Here is a 22,893-nt window from a genome sequence, read left to right on the forward strand (position 1 = left end):
GATTTTAAAGATCAAAAATATTTAAATCTTCTGATTCTTCAAACTTACTTTTCTTTTATCTCTTAATTCTAAACCTGTTTGATATTAACAAAAACAGATCCCTTATAGAGATCTGTTGTATAGTATTCAATTATTATTCGGTTTAGAATTACTTGTACGGATTGACAGTCGTAATTCTAACATTGGGTATTGTTCTTTTTAGCTTGGCTAATTCTTCAGGAGAAATTTTATTACCCCAAAAACTTAAACTTTTTAAATGTTTAAGTTTATCAATTCCGGGAGGCAGGCTTTCAATCTGGCAATCCGAAAGATCTACAGATTCTAAATTTGGTATATTATAGAGTTCTGAAAGAGCTTTTGATGTTATTTTACTTTTGGTAGCAAAAAAATACTTGAGTTTGCTCATTTTTTCAATTCCCGGAGGAAAAGATTCAATTACATTTTCATTATAATCTATTCTTTCTAAATTTTCAACACCATATAATGCTGAAGGGAATATTTTAAAGTTATTTTTACTTATATCTATAGATATCAAATTCTTAAGCTTTGAAAAACCAGCAGGAAGATTTTCCAAATAATTCTCTCCCAGATTAAGAATTTTAAGACTTTCCATTCCCCCAATTTCTTCTGGGATACTTTTCAACATATTTTTTGTGGCAAAAAAATTCTCCAGTTTTTTCAGATTTTTAATGCTTTTAGGAAGACTCAAAGGCTGAAAATAAAATTCTTTTCCGTTAACAAAAGCCATTTTATATTCTCTATTAAAAAGATTCAAGGATTTTAAATTCCCTAAATTCCCAAGATCTTCCGGATAACTTTCCAAGTATGGGCACAGTAAGCTAAGCTTTTCCAGATTTTTAAGTTTTAAAAACGGAGAAGGGAATTTTTTAATATAATTGGAATAGATTGTTATTTCCTTCAGATTTTGCAACTCTGCAAAGCCATTGGGAAAAACAGCAACACCCGTTCCACCGCTCATGCTGAAAGTTTCAAGATTCTTTAATTTTTTTATTTCTTCCGGAATATGAGTAAAATCTTCTTCACATGCAATATTTAAGTATTTAACATTCCAGCTTAAAATCTGTTTGGGAAACACTTTTATATTAATGATATTGACTCTTTCACTTTCTTTAGAAAAATCAATTTTATCCACAGGAGGTAGTTTCATAGCTTCCTGTTGTGAATACAGCAAAGCTCCCGAGCATATTAAAATAGTAACTAAGATCTTTTTCATTGAGTGATATTTCCTAAGAATTCCTCTAAAGAAACCGTTGTCTTTTCTCCTGCTTCAAGATCTTTAAAAGTAACGGTGTTATTTTTAAGTTCTTCTTCACCCAAAAAAACCACTTTCTTTATTCCTTTCTTTTCTGCGTACGTAAATTGCTTATTGATTTTTGCATTTTCAGGATATAACTCTGCGGAGATTCCTTTTGCTCTTACCTGCATGATCAGCTTCAAAGCTTCTGTCATTTCCTCACCTCCAGAATTAGCAAACAGGTATTCTATTTTAGAAGATGCTTCTTCAGGGAAAAGATTCAATTCTTCCATGACCAGATAAATTCTGTCCAGGCCGAAGGAAATTCCAATTCCCGGAATATTTTTAACACCAAATACCTCAGTAAGGTTATCATATCTACCACCGCCACCAATGGAACCCATAGCAACTTCATCTGCTTTCACTTCGAAAATAGCTCCTGTATAATAATCCAGTCCTCTTGCCAAGGTAATATTAAATACAAGGTTTTGCATATCCACACCAAGGTTCAGAGATTGTGTAAGAACATATTCAAGTTCTTCTACTCCTTTAAGGCCGATCTCATTTCCTGCAAATTTTTCTTTCAGCTGAAGAAGGTTTTCCAGCGCATCGTCTGACTGGCTGAATAGGAAATCCAGTTTATCAATAGATTCCTGAGCAATTTCTCTTTCCAGTAATTCTTGTACAACTCCTTCTTTTCCGATCTTATCCAGTTTATCTAATGCTACCGTAAAGTCTATCAGTTTATCTGTGATTCCAGCATATTCTGCCAATCCGGAAAGAATCTTTCTATTGTTCATATGAATGGTTACCGGAACTTTCAGATCTGCAAAAGATTTCAGATACAACTGAACCAGCTCTACTTCCTGCAATAAGCTCTCACTTCCTACAACATCCGCATCACATTGATAAAACTCTCTGTATCTTCCCTTCTGAGGTCTGTCTGCTCTCCAAACAGGTTGTATCTGAGAACGCTTGAATGGGAAAGTCAGTTTTCCATGATTCATTGCTACAAATCTTGCAAAAGGTACCGTAAGGTCATAACGAAGGGCTTTGTCTGTAAGATTTTCTGAGCTAAAAGGTTTATCTAATGCCCGTTGAAAATCCTGAAGCATTAAAGTCTTTTTATCTTCTTTTGCTTCGTTAATACTTGAATTTAAAATTTTAAAAATCAGACGATCTCCTTCTTCTCCGTATTTTCCTGTCAACGTAGAAAGATTTTCAAAACTTGGAGTTTCCAATGGCTGAAACCCGAATAACTCAAAATTATTCTGTAAAATACTAATGATATATTTTCTTCTGGAAACTTCCTGTGCTGTAAAATCTCTTGTTCCTTTTGCTAAACTTGGCTTCATTTCTTGTATGTCATTTTGATAGATGCAAAAGTACACAATTGAACGGAATTTTACACAGCATAGCAAAGCTGAAGAAGCAAACTTCCTCAGCTTTTGTTTTTGAGTTATCATTTATTCCAAAAAAATCAGATACTTTCTAAAATCTCCAGTATTTCTTCACCATAATTTTCAATCTTATGTTTTCCGAATCCTTTGATCTCCAGCAATTCTTCCTTTTTAGCAGGTCTATACCTCGCTACAGACAATAATTCCTTATTACTCGCTATAAAATAAGTAGGGAGATTTTGTTCCCGTGCTTTCTCTGATCTCCAAAGCTTCAAAGCATCCAAAACCTTTTCCTCATCAGCATTTAAGGAATCATACTCTGCAGAATATTTAACTGCCTTTGGTTCTTTCACTGTATTTTTTGTAAGTTTTACATCTTCAAAATACAATATTACAGACCAATAACGTTCTTCACTTACAAAAGCTGTTTCTACTTTCATAATTTCGTGTTCTTCCAGAAAACTATCCAGCATTTTCTGATCTTTGAAGAGAAATTCTTCGGGAAGCCTGATTTTAAAAACTTTTACTTTCATCATTTGCTTTTTTAGAATTATTTGCCTCCCAAAAGAAGAATTTCATCTACACGGATCTCCGTGATATATCGTTTAATTCCGTCTTTATCATCGTATGATCTGTACGTAAGCTTTCCTTCAATAGCAATTTCTTTTCCTTTGGAAACATATTTCTCAAAGATCTCTGCAGTTTTCCCGAAGGCAATCAGATTGTGCCATTGTGTTTCTTCTACTTTATCGCCTTTAGCATTCGTGTAATGATCACTGGTGGCTAAAGAGACACTTGCTTTCACGTTTCCGTTTTCGAAGTTTACCATTTCAACTTCTTTACCTGTGTAACCTATTAATGTTACTTTGTTTCTTAGTGACATAACTTTTAGATTTTAAATATTAATAATTCAGATAAGAGACGTTCACTGTGTTTCTCAAATCTCTGTTACAAAGATTGTGACTCTCACGCATTATAACCGGTGATAAACTACTTAAATTCGTTTGTAGTCGTTTGTAACCGGATATAATCGCCGAAGAAATTTTATTGAGGTTATAAAAAATAAATAAATAGGCCTATTAGATTAAAAAAAAGACATCATAATTATCGTCTTGTAAAATAAATTTAAATGCTATCCAAGAACATTAAAACCTTATTTATTATAGAAGAATTTTACTGTATAATTTAATTTTTTTTTTGCAAATTTGTAAAAACGTCTAATATGCAAAAAGAAAAACTCCGTACAGTAAGAAAAAGAAAAGGCTACACCCAGCAGCAAATGGCTGATGTAATCCCAACTGACGTTTCCAACTATAGCAGGAAAGAAAGTGGTGTTGTATCTGTAACACAGGCAGAATGGACCAAACTTGCCAGTTTTTTAGAAGTTCCTGTTGAGGAAATTTATGAAGAGGATGAAGCAAAAGTTATTATAGAGAATCCTGTGTTTAATGACAGCCCTGGTGCAAACATTGGTAATAGTGGTTTTTCTGCCAACAATATGGGGTATATCAATAATGAATTAAGCATAGAGATCATTAAAACGATGCAGGAATATATTGTTTTGCTGAAAGAGGAAATCAGCAGACTGAAAAAGTAGAAAACGAAAGGAGAAATTTTCAGTATCAGCAATTGGTGCAAAAAACATATACCAATCAGAGTAGAATTCTTCTATTCTGATTTTTTATTGACACCGAATGCCATGAGATTTTTTGAAAATAACGAAATGAAAATATGAAGAAGCTAGAAATTAAAAAGAATATCCAAAAGGATGAGGATAAAAATCTTTCTTTCAGGGTTTTTGATTTAACAAAAGAATACTTGAAGGATTATTTCAAACCTCACAAAAAAGATCATTTCCTGATTATCGCCATTGAAAGCGGAACACTACAGCTTCATATTGAAGACAAAATTCATTTTTTGAAACCCGGAAAAATATCGGTAGTATTTCCGGAGCAGGTGCATTTTATTTCTGATATAAGTGAAGACCTGAAAGGAAAAATCATTTTGTTTGAAGAAATATTATTCTGTTCAGATATTTTGAAAAATGAACTGAGTACTTACAATGTAAATCTTTCTACACAACTTCACTGCACCATTTTATCTTCAGAAGATTTTCAGCAAAGTTTGTATACAATTTCTATCATCAAGGAAATTTATCAGAATCCAAGCCTTATTAAAAAGGAACAGGCAAGATTTCAAATTAAGATTTTTCTGCTAGGCCTGATAGAATCTGTTCACGGGCTGCATCCTATTTTATATAAAGAAACAACTGATAAGCCGATCTATGTGCGATTTAAAAAATTATTAAATGAGCATTATAAACAATACAGAACGGTACAATACTATGCTGATGAACTGGCCATTACTACAAAGAAATTAAATTCCATCACGAAGAAACATTGTGGAGAAACAGCTATACAGGCTATTCATAACCGGATTTTAATAGAAATAAAACGTCAGTTGATGTTTTCTGATCTCTCTCACAAGGAAATTGCTTTTGACCTCGGTTTCAATTCTCCTTCTGCTCTCAACAAATTTGTAAAAGCAAAACTGAAAGAAACTCCTACCGAACTTCAGCAGGAATTGGCGCAAATGTATAACACATAATCCTGTTTGTATAACATCTTCCATTCGGGCTTATCTAATTTTGTCTCATTAAAAATCAAGTAAAAAAATGAGCAAATTATTTATAGCAGGAGAAGTTTTCCACGGTGCAGGAAGTCTTTCGGAGTTAGCGAATATTAAAGGTAGAAAAGCGGTAATCGTAACTGGAGGAAGTTCTATGAGAAAGAGCGGAACTCTGGATAAAGCTGTTGCTTACCTTACTGAAGCCGGGATCGAAACCCAGATTTTCGAAGGTGTGGAAGAAGATCCATCTTCTGCAACCTGCCTGAAAGGGGCTGAACTTATCCAATCATTTGAACCGGACTGGATTATTGGCTTAGGAGGCTGCTCAGCGATTGATGCTGCAAAAATCATGTGGGTGTTTTATGAATATCCTCATGCCGATTTTGATGCAATGATCAAACCTTTCACAGTTCCGGTTTTAAGAAATAAAGCAAAATTTATCGCCATTCCATCTACGAGTGGAACAGGAACTGAAACAACAGGCCTTGCCGTGATTACAGACAGAGAGAAAGGGGTAAAATATCCTATCGTTTCTTATGAATTAACACCGGATATTGCTATTGTGGATGGAGAGATCTGCGCTTCAATGCCAGCTCACGTGACTTCAAATACAGGTCTTGATGCGTTGACTCACTGTGTAGAAGCTTATGTTTCTAATATAAACAACAATATTGCAGATGCTCTTTCAAAAGGCGGTCTGGAGATTGTTTTTAATAATTTAAAAGAAGCTGTAGAAAATCCCACCAATATCACTGCCCGTCAGAATATGCATGATGCTTCTTTTATGGCAGGTTTAGCATTTAATAATGCATGGCTGGGAATTGTACATTCATTGTCTCACCAGGTTGGAGCCTTATACGGAATCCCTCATGGAGCTTCTAATGCGATTTTCCTTCCTAATGTTATCCGTTATAATGCACAGGCCACAGAACGTTTTCCTGATTTAGCCAAGGTTATCGGTAGAGAAACAGCAGAAGATCTGGCTCAGGCAATTGAAACGTTACGCTCTGAAGTTAACAATCAATCTGCAATAAAAGAGTTTGGAATTTCAAGAGAAGATTGGGATAAAAACCTTGACTACATCACAAAAAATGCGCTGGCAGATCCTTGTACGGGTTTCAACCCTAGAGTTCCATCGTTAGACGAATTGAAAGCCATTTATAATGCTTGTTATGAAGGTTTTGTTTACACAGAAGAACTGGTTGCAGGATAATTTACATTTAAATTTCAGCACTGATATAAAACAGAAAGTCAAATTGACTTTCTGTTTTTATATTTTAAATCCATAAGCCAAAAAAAATGTCCTGGATGAGAATCTTATCAGTAAAAATATCTAAATTCGTATGTACTTTTTAACTTTTAATAAAACCGGCTATGAAGAACTTCTTTAAAATCATAGTAAATTGTGGATTATTTGTAATGTGTCCTACGCTTTTTCATGCACAGAAAAACATCTATGCTAAAGCTCCTCAGGCCCAGTTTGATCTGACAGGTTTTAATCTTCAGCTTCCGGTTCCGAAAAACAATTCTATCGCCATTATCAAAGGTTCTGAAATAGCCCAATTCTCATCAGAAAATTTCTACTATTCCAGTGAGGATAAAAGTATCCGTTTCTTTTGTTCTTCGGATGGACAAGCAACCAAAGGGTCTCATTATCCCAGAACGGAATTACGCCAAACTGATGAATGGCATTTTGAAAACAAGCATACTTTGCATGTAAAAATGTCTGTTTTGAAACAACCTAGCTCCGGAAAGATTATTATCGGGCAGATTCACGGAAGTTCAAAAGGTACAGAAGCAGTAAAACTGTGGTGGAACAACGGTGAGTTACAGGCAGGTTTCAAAAAAGAGGTTAATGGTAAAGAAGATCGTGTCACTCTTTTGAAAGATGTTCCCTTAGGACAGGCTTTTGAATACAGTATTCAACAGCATGGTTTAGATGTTCAGGTAAAAATCAATCAGCAAACTACTAATTATACGCTGGGAGACAGCTGGAAATCAGAAGCCGTTTATTTTAAAGCAGGAAATTATCTGCAGGATAATAAAATTCCGGTATCATCAGGATTAGTCGCCATTTATGATATTAAAATATTTTAATATCTTTTTCTGTAAATCACTGGGAAAACTAAGACACTGTTCACGATAAATGATACAACCTGTGTCTTAATTTTCTACATAATCATCTTCCAAAATATTTTTCATCTATTTCTCTACAGATATTGAAGTGAAATTATTGGGGAAATTATTCATTATCAAAGGAATAAGCATTCCCATATATTGAGCTTCCACCTGAGAGCTTTCTTTATCAGTAAAGTAAAATAAAACTCTATTTGAATCTGACTGGGCATAAACTACAAACTTCGCTTTATCTTTATAGTTTTTGGATTTATGAGTAAATACCGGTCGGGTTGTCCCTACATTTGTTTTGTAATCATCAATGTATAGCCATATACTTTCATCACTTTTCAGATAATTTTCTATAGCATCCCTAAGCTTTACAGGATTATCTGAATGAACCAATAATTTCATTATTTATTTTTTAATATTTATAAATTGCAATATATATTTATTTTCAAAGACCTTATTACGGGTTTCCGTACATCAAATAAAAAGTAAATGTGTAAAAGTTTCTGATACCCAATACTATCCATTTACAAACGGATAATTCCGTATCTTTGAATTAAAATAATAAATAAAGAAGACTACATGAAGAAGACTATAAAAAGGACATTCAGAGTCTCAAAGTATGTGATCTATAAAGAAACGCTTGTTGATTATAAGGAGCATTTCTGGTCATTTTTGGGCGCATTTTTCGGGATCGGGATTATTGCATTTATCCAGTCCCATTCTCTGGCACAGACAGAAAATATATTTCTGATCGGTTCTTTCGGAGCATCCAGTGTCCTTATTTACGGAGCTATTCAGAGCCCTCTGGCTCAACCCAGAAACCTGATAGGAGGACACGTACTTTCCGCTATTGTGGGCGTTACGGTTTATAAGATTGTCCCGGATATCATCTGGCTTACTGCACCGCTAGCCGTTGCTTTTTCTATTGTGCTGATGCAATATACAAAAACCCTTCATCCACCAGGTGGTGCTACAGCATTAATCGCTGTAAGTTCTACCGGTAAAATTCCGGAATTGGGATATTGGTATGTTATCTCCCCTGTTCTTTCGGGGTGTATTATCCTGCTTCTTGTGGCTTTATTTTTCAACAATATAACGCCCAACAGGAGCTACCCTTCCCACAACAGTTTTAAGAGGCTGCTGAAAAAAAGACATACCCACCACACAAAATAAGTACATTATGAACTGCCTTGAATGTGGCGAAAAAATAATCGGAAGGTCTGATAAAAAGTTCTGTAATGATGCCTGCCGAAACGCCTACAACAATAAACAGAATAAAGATTCTACGAATCTGATGCGGAATGTCAACAACAAACTCCGAAAAAATTACCGTATTCTTATGGATATTAATATTGACGGGAAAACAAAAGTTGCAAAATCCAGGCTGGATGGTCTGGGTTTTGATTTTGATTATTTCACCAATCTGAAAGTTTATAAAAATGGTTCTGAATACAAATTTATTTATGATTATGGCTATAAACTTCTGGAAGATGATTTTATTCTGATTGTAAAAAGCCAGACATAATAAAGCCTGCATCCCATTAAATGGACTACTATGAAAGAAATTGTTCTCATCACCGGAGCCAGTGGCATGATTGCCAGGCAGCTGGCAAAAAAGATAGAAAAAGAATATGAACTCAGGTTTCTAACCAGAAAAAAGGAACATTCTAATGAGTATGAATGGGATATCAGAAAAGGAACTATTGATGAAGCTGCTTTGGACAACGTTTCTCATATCATTCACCTGGCCGGTGCCAATATCTCAGAAAAGCGCTGGACAGAGGAAAGGAAAAAAGAACTGATTTCCAGCAGAATTGATTCAGCAGCATTACTTCGAACTGCATTAAAGAAAAATAAGATTAAACTTAAATCTTTTATTTCAGCTTCCGGAATTAATTTTTACGGTACAGAAACTACCGAAAAAATTTTCACAGAAAACGATCCGCCGGGAAATGACTTTTTGAGTGAAGTTGTTGTTCTGTGGGAAAAGGCTGCCGATGATTTTAAAGAACAGAATCTTGCTGAAAGAGTTGTTAAAATAAGAACAGCGGTTGTTCTTTCTGAAAAAGAGGGTGCATTAAAGAAAATGGTTCCTCCTATTCAATATTATATTGGTTCTCCATTAGGAAGCGGCAAGCAATATATGCCATGGATTCATATTGAGGATATCTGCTCCATATATGAACTGTCTTTAAAAAACTCACTGCTTGATGGTGCTTATAATGCTGTTTCGCCACAACATGCTACTAATAAGGGTTTGACTGAAAAAATTGCTGAAGTACTCAACAAGCCTTTATGGATGCCTAATGTTCCCGCATTTATTTTAAAATTGATATTTGGAGAACTGGCTAGTGCTATATTGGAAGGCTCAAGGGCTTCTTCAAAGAAAATTCGGGAGACAGGATTTCAATTTCAGTTTCCGGATTTGAAGGAAGCACTTGATAATTTATTAAATAATGAAAAATAATTTAATATTATGAAAAAACGATTCATGTTTATTCTTCTTCTAATGCTTTCTGTTTCCGTTTTTGGGCAGAAAAGCGGAGTATTAAATTCAAAGGAGAAAGCTCTTACCGAGCAGTACAAAAATGAATATAAAAAGAAAAACTATAAAAAATTTGCAGGAAAAATCACTGTAAAAGATAATCTGGTAATGTTTGATGATAAGATTATTTACTACGATAAAAGTGATAATCAGACAAAAATACTGCTTCAGGAAGGTATTATCTATCCACAGCTTTTAACTGATTATCAAATGGACAAATTCCTCACGGATACCACTGACAAAATGCAGAGGAAATTTTTCAAACTTCAAAAAGATCCCCGAGCTTCTTTTGATGTTTCCAATATGACAATAAACGATACTCATTATCTGAGTTTTCTAAGTTCAGATCCCAAAGTGAAAGTATTCAATCTCATTTGTAAAGATGGCAGATCGCCAGGAACTACCACGTATCTGATAGAACTCACCAATAAAAATGCTGCCGCTGGGACTTCTGTGGAAGATTTCATCAGAAACTCCAAGCTCACTTTCATTCTAAAGAACCATTAATTTTTTGAGTTTTAAAAAATCATCACAAATAAATCCCAAAATTTAGAAATTGTTACAAAACAATTTCAATATATCATGGAAAAAACTCTTATGCAAAACAGTAAAATAAAAATATTAAAAACGGAAATTCTTTCTGACAACTGGTACACTTTAAATAAAGTGACTTATGATATTCTAAAAAACGACGGAACTACAGAAACCCAAAGCAGAGAAGCTTATGACCGTGGAAACGGAGCAGTTATTCTACTTTATAACAAAGTTTCTAATACCGTTATCCTGACCAGACAATTCAGACTACCTACTTATATCAATGGAAATTCTACAGGAATGCTGATTGAAGCCTGTGCGGGACTTTTGGACAATGACAATCCCGAAGACTGCATCAAACGGGAAACAGAGGAAGAAACAGGTTATAAAATCTCAAAAGTAGAAAAAGTATTTGAGGCATATATGTCCCCCGGATCTGTAACCGAGATTCTTCACTTCTTTATTGCAGAATATTCAAATGAAATGAAAATTGCTGATGGCGGCGGTCTGCAAGAAGAAGGTGAGAATATTGAAGTTTTAGAACTTCCTTTTAATCAGGCACTTTCTATGATAGATAACGGAGAAATCATGGATGCCAAAACAATTATGCTGCTGCAATATCTAAGACTTAAAAATATTATATAGTTTTGAACTAACTCTACAAGAAAGAAATTCCCATATAGTCTATAATAATTACTTTTAAAATGATACAGGACCACATTACCGTCAAAAACCGTTATAAAGATTTCATTAAAAAAATCAGTGAAACAGAAACCGTATATGCCTTAAAGGATGAAAGTGGATATGCTACATCCTACTCCAGCGAGATAGAATATGAAGATGGCGAACCTGCAAAGATCGTTTGTTTCTGGTCTGATGCTGCAAGAGCAAAGTCATGTGTTGAGCAGGAATGGGATCATTATGAGGTATCCCCTGTCGGCCTGACAGAATTTATAGAAAACTGGTGTTTAGGAATGAACAATGACGGGTTTATCGTTGGAACCAATTTTGACAGCAACCTTATTGGTTATGAAGCAGAGCCTCTCGAAGTTATTCTTGACAGTATTGAAGAACTTAGGAATACAGGAAAATCTCTGGAACTAAGAAAATTTGAAAACATGGATGACCTTGAAAACCAAATCAAAGAAATTTTGAAAGATTAGTTTACAATATTGCAATGAAAAAGTCTTTGGGAATAAAAATCGTCACAGTAATAGCTTTATTTTCAGTTATGATTTTCAGTATTCTGATGCTGAAGACGATTTCCCAATATACTTCTTTTGAAAAAAATATAGGTTTTCTACTCTTTAAGCAACAAGTAGTCAGCAATCCGTATTGGATGTTTTTTTTCTATGTCCATATTTTTTCAATAACGCTTTGCCTTTTGGCAGGGCTCACTCAGTTTTCGAATCAGTTCTTAACTGAAAACAGAAAGCTTCATAAGATCATTGGCAAAATGTATGTTTACAATATCCTCATCATTAATGTTCCTGCCTGCTTTGTTCTGGCCCTCTTTTCGAATGGAGGACTCACCGGAATCACAGGTTTTCTGATACAGGATTTCCTTTGGGCCTATCTGACAGTAGCAGCAGTGCTTTCCATCAAAAAAGGAAATATAACGAGGCACAGGAATTACATGATTTTAAGTTATGCTGTCACTACAACCGCTATCACCTTCAGAATTATTAAGAATCTTTTTTACAATGAAAAGCTTTATAATTATGAACTTTTCTATGGTTTGAATGTATGGATGGCCCTTTTCATTAATCTTATCATTGCTTATTTAATTCTTAAAAGAAACTCTGCTCTATCGATCAATAGCAACGGTTTTAAAACAAATATAAAGACTGATAACCAATATCAAAAGAAATGATCCGATGAATATTGTCGTATTTAAAAGCACTTTATATCTATGTTTATGGGTCCATTGATTAAAAAGACGCATTACCAGATAGGACATCCCTGCAAAAAGAGCAAGAATAAACAGGAAAAAGAGAGGAGAAAAATATAAATCCAGTCGAAAATCATATAATTAATTGAGGTAATAAGTATTATTTAAAATGTCTCTTATCGGGAAAAATTAACATTGGCAAAGAAAATATAAAGACTGAGAAATGATATCAGAAAAAATGATCCGATGAATAATAAGGTATTAAAAAGTACTTCATATTTACTTTTCTTCGTCCATCGCGTACAAAAACGCATGATCAAATAAGAAATTACTCCAAAAACGACAATAACAAAGAGTAGGAAAAAAAATATCATAGGTATTAATTTATGTAAATCTATTATTTTTAATATAAAAAAACAATTATTGCTTCTATAGAAGATTCTTAATTAGTTTTATTTTTGAAAGGAAACAGTGTTTAAAATAAAAAGTAAATTATGGAAATAAAAAATCTGGATCATCTTGTCTTAACCGTAGCCGATATCAACACAACTATTGAATTTTATACCCAAATCATGGGATTTGAAGTGGTTACCTTCGGGGATAACAGAAAAGCTTTGATTTTTGGAAATCAAAAAATTAATCTCCATCAGAAAGGGCAGGAATTTGAACCTAAAGCAGAAACACCCACCTGTGGTTCTGCGGACCTTTGTTTTATTGCCAGAACAGATATTCATGAAATAATGAAAGAGCTAAAGCAGAAAAATGTAGAGATCATTGAGGGAATTGTAGACCGAACCGGTGCTGTGGGAAAAATAAAATCGGTCTATTTCCGTGATCCGGATCAGAATCTTATTGAAGTGAGCAATTATCTTTAAAAACGTTGTAAATAAAGTGCCCAAAATTCCGGTACTGTCTTGCTTTTTTATTATGTAATTCCATCCTGGTGTTTCCTGTATCTCCGATAGTTAAAGGCTTTAACCGGAAGTGTTCTACAAAACATAAAAGCTTCGCTACAAAATCTTTATAAAAAATGGAAAATCAATTGAGAAAATCTATTTAATTCTTTAGATTTCAAATTTAAAGCCTTAATTTTGCATAGAAATTCAGAAAATTCGGATTCTTTCAACAACTATGCGCATGAAAAAAATGATGATCGGGCTTTCTTTGGCCTTATCCATTGGTATATGGGGGCAAAAGACTCCTGCAAAAACAAGCAATCTGGCACCTTATAGCTATCAGACTTTCAATTGTGACAACAAAGGATATTTTGATTCTATTAAGTATAAAAAAGAGGAAATAGACGGCGTTAATAAACTTTTATATCAATTCAACGGCGTTCAGTTTGACATCCGTCCTGTTTTTAAGCTTTCTCAACTTGAAGAAATCCGTAAAAACAGAGAAACTTACTTAGAAGACCTGGAAAAACAGTATCAGGAAAAGAAAAAGGAACTATACAGCCTGAAGGTAATAGACCTTCCTATGTGGAAAAAACTTCAGGAAGAAACCATTCAGTCTTTTGAGAACGAATACCAGCTGAATAAAGAGGAAATCATGGCGTATTCTGATCCCTCCACTCTTAAAAACAGCAAGTATTATACAACATGCAGAGAGCATATTGATGCCATCTCATCTCCGGACAGAGAAGCCATGTTTGCAGCATGGAAAAATTATACTGAGCTTAAAAGCAAAAACAATTCTGACCCTAAAGGGGTAATGGCCCGATTCAATATTAAAATGAATGATCCGCAGAAAGAGGATTATGCAATGATTGATATGATTGGTCTGGGTTTTCATAACTGTGCCAACAGCAGCTTCAGGCAGAAACGTGAAGATGAAGAAGTAGTTTATAAGGATTTTGACAAGATCTTCACAAAGCTGAAAAGGAATTGTGATGAACCATAGAGCTTATTAATAAAAATATATAATAATAACAGTGTCCGGTTTGGGCGCTGTTTTTTTATTTAATAATGAGAGGTCGAACTCCCCCCAGAACAGTTAAGGAACGGTTAATCATCGGTTAACGCTCCGTTATTTCTTTGTGAAAGTTACAATTCCACCTATTTTCGTGAATCTAATAACACAGTCTCATGAAACCTATTTGTATTTTTCTGACATTCCTGTTTAGTATAGGAGTAATAGCACAAAAAATGCCTACAGTGATTCCTTTTTCTCTGGAAAAAAATTCGATTTATATGTATTGTAAAGTTAATAAAACCGATAGCATCAGGTTTCTTTTTGATACCGGTGCAGACGGTTCTGTGATCAACATCAATTCAAAGAAAAAAATACCGTTGAAAATTGACGGGAAATCTGAAAACAGAGGGTCAAACGGAATGAATACCGTTGAATACAGCTCCAACAATACTGTAGAGTTCGGAAATATACAGAAAACCAATATACAACTTACCATGATTCCTTATAACAACGCTAATTTTGACGGTGTTTTCGGAACAGACATGATGATAGGGAAAATTATTGAAATTGATTATCATCAAAAAGAAATTCGGTTTTATGATGAAAATGATCCTTCTGTCAATTTCTCAGGATATGAAAAAATGAAACTACATCTGATTGACAAGTATCCATGCATAGAAAGCAGTATCACGGCAAACGGCAAGGAATATTCCGGATTTTTCGGTCTGGACAGCGGAGCAGATGATGCACTCACTATGGCTGCCCCCTTTGCAAAGAAAAACGACCTGGCCAATGTGATGAAAAAAGTGGGAAAAGCTACAGCTCAGGGTTCAGACGGATCTGTATACGAAATGCCTGTTGTCCTTTGCCCCTCTGTCAAATTTGCTCAGAAATATCTGTACAATGTCCCGATTACCCTTTCCGGTTCCACAGAAGGAATGGATTCCACTGAAAAGATGGCAGGTTTTTTTGGAAATAAATTCTTAAAACGGTTCAATACCATTATCGATTTTAAGAATAAGTATATTTATTTTAAGCTGAATAAAAACCTATACTCAGAATTTAACTAGTATTACTACTGCTAACCTCTGACAATAGAACATGGTATACACTTCATTATACACAGTAGAGTTAACTGTTTTTCCAGTTATTTAAGAAGTGATTCTTCTTCGGGCGGGAAAGACAGTCTTCTTAACACTGGAAAGACGGTCTTCGCAGTGTTAAGAAGAGATCCTTCCAGGGATTATGCGGTAAGCAACTAAAAAAATATAAGTAAAAAAAGAACATAACTTCAGTGTTCACAATCATATACCTACATTATAAAAGCACTCCCGTAAGCCTCAAATAAATTAATAATGAATAAGTTATGATTTTATGGATTTAATTTCTTAATTTTGCACCCCGAAAATAAGGAATACCTATGAAAAAAATTGGTGAGCACAGAACGCTTCTTGGGGTAGACAAAAATGCTACTTTAAAAGAATTAAAAACGATTTACAGAAATGTGATGAAAGATACACATCCTGATAAGTTTATCAATGATGAATCCGGAAAACTGGAAGCCGAAGAAAAAAGTAAATCTGTGATTGAAGCCTATCATTTTTTGGTAAGCATTAATCCTGAAACACAGGAAAAATATAAAGAGGAATATACTGAAACCATCACAAAATCTAATATTCAGGATTTTTATCTTGAAAAAGCAGTGTTGAAGGTTCAGCATTTGAACGGCAATATGTACGAATATATTGGTGTTCCAAGAAATACCTATATCAAAATGGTAAATGCTGATTCTCCAAGCCGTTTTGCAAGAAGACATATCTACGGAAACTTTATCTACAGAAAGTCCGGAGAGGCCATGGCAGATTAATTTTTTTCAAATAGAAATATATAAAGACTTTCGGCATATTCCGGAAGTCTTTTTTTGTTTTATTGGAAAATCGAAAAGGCTCAAATTACAATGGAAAAATGGGATGAAAGATGCAACATTATATGTAATAAAATTTCACACTTAGCAGATGAGAATGTTTAATTTTATTGCGTATTATAGGCTGACGAAATTTACGCTTATTTTCCTCTCTGTATTTTTTCCTCAGATAAGCTTATTTAAAACTAAAAAAGCGCCTCAGAAATTCTGAAGCGCTTTCGGTTAATTAAAGGTTGTTATTTTTAGTCTAAATGTTTAGGAGTATATCCGTCCTCACTTAGTTCTCTGTGGTCATATTCAGCCTTCATTTCAGCTTCATAGTCAACTTTGGTATCTTTCCCCATTCTGCGTAGAATAGAGTCAAATAAAGAGTATACTACTGGTACAATGATCAGGGTAAGGAATAGTGACGATGTCAAACCACCGATTACTACCCATGCAAGACCTTTGTTCATTTCCGCTCCTGCTCCTGATGCCAATGCGATTGGTAACATACCGAAGATCATGGCAATGGTTGTCATCAAAATCGGACGAAGACGTGCGTGGTTGGCCTGAATCAAAGCATCGTGAGTGTTGGATCCCGCTGCTTTTCTGGCATTGGTAAAGTCAACGATAAGGATCGCGTTCTTGGCTACCAGACCAATCAACATAATCATACCCAACATGGTAAAGATGTTCAATGAGTTAGCTGTTAAAGCAAGGATTACCATTACCCCGATCATCGCCAATGGAATTGAGAATAATACCACGAACGGATAAACGAAACTGTCATACAGGGAAACCATTACCAGGTATACCAATACGATAGCTGCCAATAACGCAATACCTAACGTACCGAAACCTTCCTGCTGGTTTTCCATATCACCACTCCAGATGTAGTCTACACCTACAGGTTTCTTCTTGCTGTCCATGAACTGCTTAGCCCACTCGTTAGCCACATCACCTACCGGTCTACCTACCGCTTTTGCTCTTACTTTTACGGATGGAGATTTATCTCTACGTTCAAGTAAACTTGGTCCTGAACCCATCTTCACATCAGCAAACTGGCTCAGACGAACCTGCTGCCCCTGAGGGTTTGTAAACATAAGATTTTTCACATCATCAATAGATTGTCTGTTGACATCTCCAAAACGGATGTTGATATCATATTCATATTCTCCGGCTCTGAATTTCCCATCGGTATTTCCGTTAAATGCTGTCTGCATTGTCTGTCCTACACTTGAAAGATTTAAGCCTAAAGAAGCCATTTTATCTCTGTCAATACTTACCTGTACTTCAGGGTTTCCTGAATCTGTAGATAATTCTGCATCTACTGCTCCCGGAACTTTTTTCAGTAATTCTAAAATTCTGGTTGCTTCTTTTACTGCTGTTGCATTATCCGGAGCGGTTACCACCATTTCGATTGGAGCATTTTCTGCACCCATAATACCGATTGGAGCTGTTTTGAACTCAACTCCTGTGAACTTCTCTTCTAACTGTCTTTTTATTTTCGCAGCTTTGATGTTGGTACTTTCAGAACGTTCAGATTTATCTGTCAGGTTTACCTGAACCTCAGACTGGTATGTAGTTGCCTGAGCTCCTCCAAAACCTGTTGACTGCTGTCCTACTGTGGTAATCAAATCCACAACATCTTTATCGTTTCTTAAAAACTTCTCAACATCTAATGTTAACTGATTTGTTTTTTCAACTGTTGCATCTTTCGAAAGCTCCATCTGTACCAGGAACTGACCACGGTCAATTGGCGGGAAGAATTCACCCCCAATGAAACCGAATGCTACCAGCATGAATGAACTGATCAAAACAATGAATGTGATAATCACCGTTGAAACTCTTCTTAAGGTAGTTTTCAAACACCATTCAAGAATACCGGTAATCCAGTGTGTAAACTTATCAATTAATCCTTCAAACCAAAGGATAAATTTCTCAAACCAGTTCTTACCTGTTAAGTGTTCTAGTTTACCGAATCTTGATGATAACCAAGGAATGATGGTAAATGAAGCTAACAATGATAATAAGGTTGCAATTACTACGGTGACGCAGAACTGGGCAAGAATGTTCGCTACAAGCCCTGAGCTCATCGCAATTGGCAGGAATACCACTACAATTACTAAAGTAATCGCAGCAACGGTAAACCCGATTTCTGAAGCTCCGTCATAAGCTGCTCTGATCTTACTTTTCCCCATCTCCATGTGACGGTAGATGTTTTCCAGTACTACGATGGCATCATCCACAAGGATACCTACTACCAGCGACAGTCCCAGTAAACTCATAAGGTTCAGAGTATACCCCATTAAGTTCATTCCAATGAATGCAGCTATCAGGGAAGCCGGGATAGAAACCATTACAATAAATGCGTTTCTGATACTGTGAAGGAATAATAGCATCACAATGGCCACAAGAATAATCGCAAGGAATAAGTCGAAAATTACGTGGTTGGCTGATTCCAGGGTGAACTCTGTTGTATCATTTACGATTTTCACTTTCACTCCCTGAACTTTATACGCTTCTTCTACCGTTTTAATCGTCTTCTGAACACTTTCAGACACTGCAACGGCATTGGCATCAGACTGTTTTTTAACCTGCATCAAAATGGTCGGAAACTGATTGAATCTTGCTACTTTTTCAACGTCTTTCTGAGCGTCAAAAACGGTTGCTACATCAGATAAACGAACCTGAGCTCCATTTTTATTAGAAACTACAAGATTGTTCATTTCCTCAATTGACTTGTATTTTCCGGATAGTCTGATGGTAGATTTTGCAGTTCTGGTTTTCAAACTACCTGTAGGGAAATCAAGGTTTGATGAAAGAATAGACTGTTGTACATCTGCTATTGAAAGTCCGTACCCCTGCAATTTCTTTTCATCCAGATTCACCTGGATTTCTCTTTCCTGTCCACCTACAAGGTCTACCTGTGCGACTCCGTTAACACGGGAAAAGATCGGTTCTATTTTCTTATCTAATAGATCATAAAGATCTTTACTGTTCAGTTTATCAGATGAGATACTCATCGTAATAATTGGTAAGTCGTCTAAAGAGAACTTATTCAAGGACGGTGCTTTCACATCTTCCGGAAGGTCTGCCAGAATAGCATTTACCTTTCTCTGGGCATCATTCAAAGCGTAGTCTACATCTGCCCCATCGTTCAGCTGAACCATGATAACAGACAAACTTTCATATGAAGAAGATTCTACTTTTTTTACGTTTTCCAAAGATCCCACGGCATCTTCAATCTTCCGGGTGACGGAGGTTTCCACCTCTGCCGGTGAAGCTCCCGGATACACCGTAGAAATTGTTACCATATTGGTTTCAAACTTCGGAATCAATTCGTATCCCATGAGCGTATAACTCAGGATACCCCCAACGTCAGAATTGTAAATAATACAATAACCAACGATGGTCTTTTAATCGATATTTCTGCTAACTTCATAAACCTACTACTTTATAATGTTTACTTTAGAACCATTGTCCAGGTTGATCTGTCCGCTGGTTACTACCTGCTCGCCATCATTCAGTCCGCTTAGTACCTGAACTTTATCACCGTAAACTTTTCCTACAGTCACTTTGATCAATTTGGCAACACCATTCTGAACAACGAAAAGCTGTCCTGAACTTACCCCGTTTACAAACGCCTCAGCAGGAACTGTAAGCATATTCTGAGTAGCGGCACCGTTGTTTGTTTTAAAGGTAGCAGTGGCATACATACCCGCCTTTAAATTCCCTCTGTTCTGAACTTCGATTTCAACAGGGAAATTTAAAGAAGCATCACTTTTTGGAGCAATAAATGTAATTCTACCTACGAAAGAATCTTCAGGTAAAACGTTTACTTTAATTGGAACTTCCTGACCCATCTGAATTTTTCCGATCTGGCTTTCATCTACTAATACAGACAATTTTAAGCTATTGATATTCACAATTTCAAACATTGAAGTTCCAATGGAAACAACCGTTCCAGGCTCTACCATTTTTTTATTGATCGTACCGCTGATACCTGCACGGATGCTTGTATCATTTACTCTTACTCCCTGAGCTTTAACGGCAGCCTGCATATTTTTCAGCTGCAGTCTTGAGTTATCAAGCTGTTGTTTTGTAACACCACCTGTTTTGAATGCGTTTTCGTAGCGTTGGTTATCTATGATCGCGTTCTGAAGGTTATTTTGAGCCTGCGAAACGTCTACTTCGATAGCATCTCTTTTGATTGTTGCTAAAACCTGTCCGGCAGAAACTCTGGAGCCTTCTTTTACCAGAACATTGACAATACGACCTGCAATTTCAGAAGACTGGTTCATTTCCTGCTTAGGAAGGAATGTTCCGTTTGCCGAGTAGTCCGTATCAATATTTTCTCTTGTAACGGTTACAATATTTACGTTGATTTTATCTACCTGCTTGGCAACCTCCTTTACTTCCTTAGTCTGTTTTTCTTTGTTGCCAGCAATCTTATAAGCGGCCAAACCTACAAGTACAGCTGCTACGATGATATATATTAAAGTTTTTTTCATTGTCTATTATTGATTTTGTAATGTGTTTAACTCTCCTTTCGCTTTAATTACCTTGATCTCGGCTTGTTTATAGTCCAGCAATGCATTAGAATAGTTCTGTTTAGCCTGTGTAAGCGAGTTTTCAGTATCCAATACTTCAGTAAGTGTTGCCAATCCATATTGATAGTTAGACTGGGTATTCTTCTGTACTTTTTCTGCCAGGTCCACATTATCTTTCATACTTTGAATATTGATTATAGCATTTTCCATATTAGAAATCGCATTTTTATAATCTAAACTAAGGTTGAGCTTTTTATTCTGGATGTCCTGATCCAGATCCAGAATATCAATTTCTGCCTGTTGAATCTGAGATTTGGTAGCCCCACCCATGAAAATAGGAATCTTGATGGCTACACCAATTGAAGCATAATCACCCCAGGTAGTTCCCTGGCTGGATCCTGTAGTATAAGGAAATTTATTCCCTAATCCCTGCCATCCATAGTTGGCATTAAGTCCTACCGTGGGATAAAGATTAGCTACAGTTGCTCTTTTACTATATTCTAAAAGTTCTTTCTGTTTATTTAAAACTTTTAATTCTGAACGGGTTTCCAAATTGACAGTTGTTGCCAATAATTCCGGATTAGGTACAATCTCTTTTTCTTCAAGCTCAATAGACGTCTCAATAGGAACTCCCATATAAAACTTCAAAGAATTTTTTGAAACTTCAACAGCATTAATCAGCTGCTGCTTATTGGATCCTATATTGGTAAGCTGAACATTGGTACGATCCAAATCGATTGGTTTTGCCAATCCATTATCTACGAGACTCTTGATTACATTTCTTACCCGTTCAGTATTGGCATAGCTTTCTTGCACGGTTTTAAGATTCTCTTCCTGAACGAATACCTGATAGTATGCCGTAGCTACATTCTCAATGATCTGCTCATTGGTTAATTCAGAATTCAAAAGGTAAAATTCCCGTGTTGATTTTGCAGCTTTAAGACCAATAAAAACTCTCTGGTCAAAAATACTCTGGTTAAGAGTTACAACGTTTACAGATTGCCATTTTGTTCCGAAAGCAACCGGAATAAGCTCACCTGGTTTCCCTAAGATTTCTCCGGGAAGTACAGACTTCTGCAAAACTGGGTTGTACGTATTGTTTATACTGGCACTTATCTGAGGTAAGGCCCCGGCTCTGGCTTCACCAATCTTATATTCGGCTTTTTTTACCTGTAAGGCTGCTTTCTTAGCTTCTGCCTTATTTTGAAGTGCCTGTTTTATTGCTTCCTGCAGAGAAACCTGCTGCTGGGCAGACACCGATGAAAAACCGAAAATCATAAATGCTGCAGCTATCCCAATTTTTAGCTTTGTAGCAGTTATACGTTTTCTTTTCATAATTTTATACTTCGTTTATTTTTTTATTAAGTTGCTTTCGTCAATTATTCCTAAAGGACGAATGATTTTCAGAAATACTTTATACTTTCTTAATTTTTAAACAACATGTTGATAATTATTCCTTTTCGTTCAGAAATAATCTGATCATATTCTTCATCATTTATTAAAAGATTCTCCATAAACAATGGTCTTATGGCACTTGGAAAAACTAACAGTGAAACCATGTTCAGGATAAACTGAACCGGAGCCATTTTTTCAATATTTCCCAATTCCATTTCTTTTTCGATATCACTATACATCTGGTTTAGTATATCTTCTTCAATTTCTCTCTGATGGCAGTTTCCTTTATTAATCTGTGAAACAATATAGGTTTCCAGATACGGATACTGAAGACTCGTTGCAAGGCTGCTTTCTATGAACTGGCTAATCTTCTCCTTAAAGGGCAGGTCGGCATTCTGAATAATTTTAGATTTTTCCTGCTCTACTTTCTGTGCTTCATCAAAGATGATCTGCAGCAGTTTATCTCTTGATCGGAAATAGTAGTTGATAAGGGTTCTGTTCACTCCTGCTTCATCGGCGATCTCCTGCGTAGTAGCATCAAATTTTCCTTTCACAAAGAATAAATTCTTCGCTGTCTCCTTGATCAATTCCTGTGTTTGGTCTTTTTTTGCTTGATTTGACATTTTTGTTAAACAAATTTGTGCAAATTTATATCAAATTTTATTTTTGACAAAATTGTTAAACAAAAATATTAAACACAATTATTATGATATCCATCATATTTTTTGAAAAGAAATCATGAATA

23 protein-coding genes and 1 pseudogene are annotated in these 22,893 nt (G+C 35.5%); 15 read left to right on the top strand and 9 right to left on the bottom strand.

Going from position 1 to position 22,893, the window contains the following annotated elements:
* Positions 1-148 precede the first annotated feature (148 nt).
* The 4 genes from LF887_RS12805 to LF887_RS12820 form a co-directional block, all read right to left on the bottom strand.
* Positions 149-1,234, bottom strand: coding sequence for a leucine-rich repeat domain-containing protein (locus tag LF887_RS12805; RefSeq protein WP_236854592.1), 1,086 nt, complete (start codon positions 1,232-1,234; stop codon positions 149-151).
* The gene (gene hisS / locus LF887_RS12810) at positions 1,231-2,610 is read right to left on the bottom strand and encodes a histidine--tRNA ligase (protein WP_236854593.1); all 1,380 of its coding nucleotides are present in this window, start codon (positions 2,608-2,610) and stop codon (positions 1,231-1,233) included. The genes LF887_RS12805 and hisS overlap by 4 nt, the downstream gene beginning before the upstream one ends.
* Before the next feature lie 125 nt (positions 2,611-2,735).
* Complete coding sequence (locus LF887_RS12815; RefSeq protein WP_236854594.1) at positions 2,736-3,191, bottom strand: HRDC domain-containing protein; 456 nt, start codon at positions 3,189-3,191, stop codon at positions 2,736-2,738.
* 14 nt (positions 3,192-3,205) lie between these two features.
* Positions 3,206-3,538 (bottom strand): single-stranded DNA-binding protein, encoded by a 333-nt coding sequence (locus LF887_RS12820; RefSeq protein ID WP_236854595.1) that lies wholly within the window; start codon positions 3,536-3,538, stop codon positions 3,206-3,208.
* A gap of 339 nt (positions 3,539-3,877) precedes the next feature.
* On the opposite strand from LF887_RS12820, the gene LF887_RS12825 reads away from it, so the two are divergent.
* From LF887_RS12825 to LF887_RS12840, 4 genes are all read left to right on the top strand, one after another.
* A complete protein-coding gene (locus LF887_RS12825) occupies positions 3,878-4,252 on the top strand; it encodes a helix-turn-helix transcriptional regulator (RefSeq protein ID WP_236854596.1) in 375 nt (124 codons plus the stop codon).
* A gap of 134 nt (positions 4,253-4,386) precedes the next feature.
* Positions 4,387-5,262 carry an AraC family transcriptional regulator gene (locus LF887_RS12830; RefSeq protein WP_236854597.1) on the top strand — a complete coding sequence of 292 codons (876 nt, stop codon included), beginning with the start codon at positions 4,387-4,389 and terminating at the stop codon, positions 5,260-5,262.
* A 67-nt stretch (positions 5,263-5,329) separates the two neighbouring features.
* Entirely contained in the window at positions 5,330-6,496 is a 1,167-nt protein-coding gene (locus LF887_RS12835) for an iron-containing alcohol dehydrogenase (protein ID WP_236854598.1), read from the top strand.
* Positions 6,497-6,657: 161 nt separating this feature from the next.
* A complete protein-coding gene (locus tag LF887_RS12840; protein WP_236854599.1) occupies positions 6,658-7,380 on the top strand; it encodes a polysaccharide lyase family 7 protein in 723 nt (240 codons plus the stop codon).
* 105 nt (positions 7,381-7,485) lie between these two features.
* On the opposite strand, the gene LF887_RS12845 is transcribed toward LF887_RS12840, so the two are convergent.
* The gene (locus tag LF887_RS12845) at positions 7,486-7,812 is read right to left on the bottom strand and encodes a hypothetical protein (RefSeq protein WP_236854600.1); all 327 of its coding nucleotides are present in this window, start codon (positions 7,810-7,812) and stop codon (positions 7,486-7,488) included.
* Between the two features lie 177 nt (positions 7,813-7,989).
* On the opposite strand from LF887_RS12845, the gene LF887_RS12850 reads away from it, so the two are divergent.
* The 11 genes from LF887_RS12850 (at position 7,990) to LF887_RS12900 (ending at position 16,161) form a co-directional block, all read left to right on the top strand.
* A complete protein-coding gene (locus LF887_RS12850; protein WP_236854601.1) occupies positions 7,990-8,583 on the top strand; it encodes an HPP family protein in 594 nt (197 codons plus the stop codon).
* 7 nt (positions 8,584-8,590) lie between these two features.
* On the top strand, positions 8,591-8,935 hold the full coding sequence (locus LF887_RS12855; protein WP_236854603.1) for a hypothetical protein: 345 nt from the start codon (positions 8,591-8,593) through the stop codon (positions 8,933-8,935).
* Positions 8,936-8,965: 30 nt separating this feature from the next.
* Complete coding sequence (locus LF887_RS12860; protein WP_236854604.1) at positions 8,966-9,877, top strand: TIGR01777 family oxidoreductase; 912 nt, start codon at positions 8,966-8,968, stop codon at positions 9,875-9,877.
* A gap of 9 nt (positions 9,878-9,886) precedes the next feature.
* Positions 9,887-10,462 (top strand): hypothetical protein, encoded by a 576-nt coding sequence (locus LF887_RS12865; protein ID WP_236854605.1) that lies wholly within the window; start codon positions 9,887-9,889, stop codon positions 10,460-10,462.
* A gap of 90 nt (positions 10,463-10,552) precedes the next feature.
* Positions 10,553-11,134, top strand: coding sequence for a GDP-mannose pyrophosphatase NudK (nudK, locus tag LF887_RS12870; protein ID WP_236859506.1), 582 nt, complete (start codon positions 10,553-10,555; stop codon positions 11,132-11,134).
* A 59-nt stretch (positions 11,135-11,193) separates the two neighbouring features.
* The gene (locus LF887_RS12875; RefSeq protein ID WP_236854606.1) at positions 11,194-11,652 is read left to right on the top strand and encodes a DUF2750 domain-containing protein; all 459 of its coding nucleotides are present in this window, start codon (positions 11,194-11,196) and stop codon (positions 11,650-11,652) included.
* 14 nt (positions 11,653-11,666) lie between these two features.
* Entirely contained in the window at positions 11,667-12,362 is a 696-nt protein-coding gene (locus tag LF887_RS12880; RefSeq protein WP_236854608.1) for a DUF2306 domain-containing protein, read from the top strand.
* 512 nt (positions 12,363-12,874) lie between these two features.
* Complete coding sequence (locus LF887_RS12885) at positions 12,875-13,255, top strand: VOC family protein (protein ID WP_236854609.1); 381 nt, start codon at positions 12,875-12,877, stop codon at positions 13,253-13,255.
* A gap of 262 nt (positions 13,256-13,517) precedes the next feature.
* Positions 13,518-14,282 (top strand): hypothetical protein, encoded by a 765-nt coding sequence (locus LF887_RS12890; RefSeq protein ID WP_236854610.1) that lies wholly within the window; start codon positions 13,518-13,520, stop codon positions 14,280-14,282.
* A 290-nt stretch (positions 14,283-14,572) separates the two neighbouring features.
* Complete coding sequence (locus tag LF887_RS12895; RefSeq protein WP_236854611.1) at positions 14,573-15,364, top strand: retropepsin-like aspartic protease; 792 nt, start codon at positions 14,573-14,575, stop codon at positions 15,362-15,364.
* 350 nt (positions 15,365-15,714) lie between these two features.
* A complete protein-coding gene (locus LF887_RS12900; protein WP_236854612.1) occupies positions 15,715-16,161 on the top strand; it encodes a KTSC domain-containing protein in 447 nt (148 codons plus the stop codon).
* A 299-nt stretch (positions 16,162-16,460) separates the two neighbouring features.
* Here the strand turns inward: LF887_RS12900 and LF887_RS12905 are convergent.
* From LF887_RS12905 to LF887_RS12920, 4 genes and pseudogenes are all read right to left on the bottom strand, one after another.
* Positions 16,461-19,645: pseudogene (locus tag LF887_RS12905) on the bottom strand (efflux RND transporter permease subunit).
* 7 nt (positions 19,646-19,652) lie between these two features.
* The gene (locus LF887_RS12910; protein WP_236854613.1) at positions 19,653-20,714 is read right to left on the bottom strand and encodes an efflux RND transporter periplasmic adaptor subunit; all 1,062 of its coding nucleotides are present in this window, start codon (positions 20,712-20,714) and stop codon (positions 19,653-19,655) included.
* A gap of 6 nt (positions 20,715-20,720) precedes the next feature.
* Entirely contained in the window at positions 20,721-22,088 is a 1,368-nt protein-coding gene (locus tag LF887_RS12915; RefSeq protein ID WP_236854615.1) for a TolC family protein, read from the bottom strand.
* A gap of 89 nt (positions 22,089-22,177) precedes the next feature.
* Positions 22,178-22,771: a TetR/AcrR family transcriptional regulator gene (locus LF887_RS12920; protein WP_236854617.1), complete on the bottom strand. Its 594-nt coding sequence runs from the start codon at positions 22,769-22,771 to the stop codon at positions 22,178-22,180.
* Between the last annotated feature and the right edge of the window lie 122 nt (positions 22,772-22,893).

This window comes from Chryseobacterium sp. MEBOG06 (assembly GCF_021869765.1).
GTDB lineage: Bacteria > Bacteroidota > Bacteroidia > Flavobacteriales > Weeksellaceae > Chryseobacterium.